At 62.7% G+C, this 3,729-nt stretch carries 3 protein-coding genes; all 3 read left to right on the forward strand.

The annotated features are described in order from the left end of the window. A partial coding sequence (locus tag KDH09_09480) for a hypothetical protein (GenBank protein MCB0219912.1) occupies positions 1–767 on the forward strand: 767 nt, incomplete at its 5' end. 134 nt (positions 768–901) lie between these two features. Continuing rightward, entirely contained in the window at positions 902–2,941 is a 2,040-nt protein-coding gene (locus tag KDH09_09485) for a hypothetical protein (protein MCB0219913.1), read from the forward strand. Positions 2,942–3,054: 113 nt separating this feature from the next. Further along, the coding region (locus KDH09_09490) for a glutathione S-transferase (GenBank protein MCB0219914.1) at positions 3,055–3,729 on the forward strand (675 nt) is incomplete at its 3' end.

The raw sequence follows: 3,729 nt of genomic DNA on the forward strand, positions 1-3,729 counted from the left end.
CGATCGCGGGCAACCAGAGCGATGGCTCGGGCGGCGGTCTGCGCCTGTATCTTTCGAACTCGGGGAACAGCGTTTCGCTCCTCAACACCACGGTGAGCGGCAACGCGGCCGACAACAACGGCGGCGGACTCTACTTCTCGACATCTGGAGGGGGGAACACCCTGGCGGTCGCGCACAACACGATCACGGCCAACACCGCCGATGTCGATGACAATGGCAGTGGTGATGGCGGCGGCATTTACGTCAATGGCGACGCGCCGGAAGTGACCAACACGATCCTCTCTGGCAATAGCGATGACACCACGCTGGGCGCATCAGCGGGCAAGGCGCCGGTCGAAGCAGTGCATCCTGACTGCTCGGGCTCCATCAGCACGGCGGGTGTGAACCTGATCGGCGATACGACCGGTTGCGCCGGCACGTTCACAAACGACCTGGTCGGCACGGAGTACGATGCCGACCTCAAGGAGCTCACGAAGGTCCCGGGGATGGAGATCTCCATTCACGACCTCGGACTTTCCAGCGACGCGATCAACGCCGCCGATCCGGCGACCTGCGCTGAAGAAGACGCCATCGGCCAGGTCCGCAATGAGAATGCCTGCGACATCGGCGCGGTGGAGTCGATTTCCCTGGCGATTGCGCTTTACCAGCAGAGCAACGGCGGCTGTACGATCGGCAGCGGCAGCGCGGGGCTCGCCTCGGGCATGGGCCTGCTCCTGCTGGCAGTGGCGGGGGCCTTTGCCTTCGAGCGGCGGCGCCGGCGTTCGTAGCGGAATCGGACATTGTATCTGAAGGAGAGGGCCCCGGTCGGGGCCCTCTCTGCTTTGCGGACAGGAGATTTGCCGCTATAGTGGCGCGCCACAGGAAATTGAGGCCGAGAGGGCCAAGCGAAAAGGGGACCCCCATGAAATACCGAATTCTGTATCTGGCCATGCTGGCCGTTCTGGCGATTGCCTGGTCGAGCACCGGCGCGCGTGCCGGCGGCGATGTGCCGACGACCTTTACGGTCGACAGCGCCATCGACAACTCAAGTGCCATGTACACGATCGACGGCACCTGCCCGACGCCGTGCACCCTGCGCGAGGCCATTCTCGAAGCCAACGACAACATCGCGGCCGATACGATTGTGTTTGCCGCCTCGCTGAATGGCTCCACGATCACGATGGATGACCACTTCCCCGATATCACCGACGACCTGACCATCACCGGTCCGGGCTCGGCGCTGCTGACCCTCGACGGTGACGGGAATCTCGTTGCAACCGGGAGCGTCAAAGGATCGCATGACTACGGCTACAAGCCCTTTGACCTCAATGGCGATGGCCCGCTTACTTTCTCGATCAGTGGGATGACAATTCGGAACGTCATCTATGACGAGAATGGGGCGGTGATCGATGCGGCAGACGACAATGTGACCGTTGAGGACGTCGCATTCATCGACAACAGCTCCTACGATCTCAACGGTTTGATCTATTCCGGCACAGGAACACTCACGGTGACCGACTGCCTGTTCATGGACAACGATGCGGATAGCGGCGACGGCGGCGCAATCTATGCCGGCGGCACCCTGACGGTGACGAACACCGATTTCATGGGGAACCTCGCTGATAACGGTGGTGCCATTCATGTCTACAGCGGCACGACCGGCGCCAGCCTGACCATGACGGGCGGCAGCGTGGTCGGCAACTACGCCGACTCCAGCGGCGGCGGCATCTACATCGGTTACAGCGGCGGCAGCGCCATGATCACCGGTGTGCGCCTCTCTTCGAACGAATCGAGCGGCGGCGGCGGCGCGGTTGCCGTGGCTTACAACGTCGGCTCGACGATGCTCAGCGGCGTGATGCTCACTTCGAACAATGCAGGCGCCAGCGGCGGTGGTCTCTACGCCTTCGTGGGGACGACCGGCGCGACAGTTGAGGTTCTCGACAGCAGCGTTCTTCACAATGAATCGGCCGGCAGCGGCGGCGGACTCTACCTGGGCGGTTCGACCCCGAGTGCACTTTTCACGGTCCAGGGCTCGCGGGTCGAGGACAACGAAGCCACGAGCGGCAGCGGTGGTGGCCTCTATTTCAGCGGCAACAGCCTCGATGTGGCAGGCAGCTCCGTCTCCGACAATATCGCCAGCAGCAGCGGCGGCGGTATTTACATCAGTGGGATCTACGGCAACGACAAGAGCGTGGAAATCACGGGCAGCACGATTGCGGGCAATACCGCCAATGGTAACGGCGGCGGCTTGTATGCCTACGCATCTTCCAGCGCCACGGCAACGCTTCTCAACACGACGGTCAGCGGTAACGCGGCCACCGGGCACGGCGGGGGCCTGTATCTCGACAGCTCGGGCGGCAGTATGGCCATCACCCACGGCACCATCACGGACAACACTGCCGATGACGACAACAACGACACTGGAAATGGCGGCGGTATTTATGCCCTCAGTGACGCGCCGACGGTCACGAACACGATCATTGCCGGGAACGACGATGCCAGCGACGTAACCCCGGCAGGGGTGAAGGGCCCGCCGACCCTGCACGACGACTGCTCGGGCTCCATCACCACGGCGGGTGTGAACCTGATCGGCGATACGACCGGTTGTTCCGGTACGTTTACGGACGACCTGGTTGGCAGTGAGTACGATGCCGGTCTGCTCGCGCTCACGAAGGTCCCGGGGCTCCCGATCTCCATCCACGACCTGGGCCTCGCCAGTGACGCGATCAATGCCGCCGATCCGGCCACCTGCGCGGAAGAAGACGCCATTGGCCAGACCCGTAACCCCGACGCCTGCGACATCGGCGCGGTGGAGTCGATCTCTCTGGCGCTCTATCTCTACAACGAAGCCAACGGCGGTTGCACGATGAGCGCGAGCGAATCGGGCGGCATTTCCATGGCGCTCCTCCTGCTCGCAGTGGCAGGCGTGTTCGCGTTCGAACGGCGGCGCCGGCGCAGCTAGACGCTCAAACAGCCTCAAGGAAAGGGCGCGGCCGTTTGGGCCGCGCCCTTTTTGTTTGCGCCAGCGCGTGATATAGCCTTCTGAACAATTGTTCAGTTAAGGGGCGATTTACCATGAGCGACGAATACCTGATCTACGGAAGCGAGCTTTCTCCCTACTCGGTCAAAGTGCGCAGTTACTTTCGATACAAGGGAATCCCCCACCGGTGGATCGTGCGCTCGATGAAGGAGATGGGCGAGTTCAACAAATACGCCAAGCTCCCGCTGGTTCCGCTCGTCGTGACGCCCGGAGACCAGGGCATCCAGGACTCCACACCGATCATGGAGAAGATGGAGGCGCTCTTCCCCGAGCCGGCCATCCATCCTTCGGAGCCCGCGCTGAAATTCATTTCCGAACTGCTCGAAGAATTCGCCGACGAGTGGGTGAACAAGCCCATGTTCCACTACCGCTGGACCCGCGAGATCGACCAGGACTCGGGCGCATTGCGCATCGCGCTCGATCAGACGGGCGGCGATGAAAAGGCCGCGAACCTGATGGCCGCCATGATCAAGCAGCGCATGGTGCCGCGCCTTTCTTTCGTGGGCTCTTCGCCGCAGACGCAGGAACAGATCGAGAATGCCTACGTGCGGCTGCTCGAACTGCTCGAAGCGCATCTGGAAAGCCGCCCCTATGTGCTGGGCGCGCGTCCCTCGTTCGCGGATCTGGGGCTCTGGGGGCAGCTCTATGAACTCTGGAGCGATCCCACCCCCGGGGCCCTGATGAAAGAGCGCGCGCCCAGGGTAGCCGCG

This window comes from Chrysiogenia bacterium (assembly GCA_020434085.1).
GTDB lineage: Bacteria > JAGRBM01 > JAGRBM01 > JAGRBM01 > JAGRBM01 > JAGRBM01.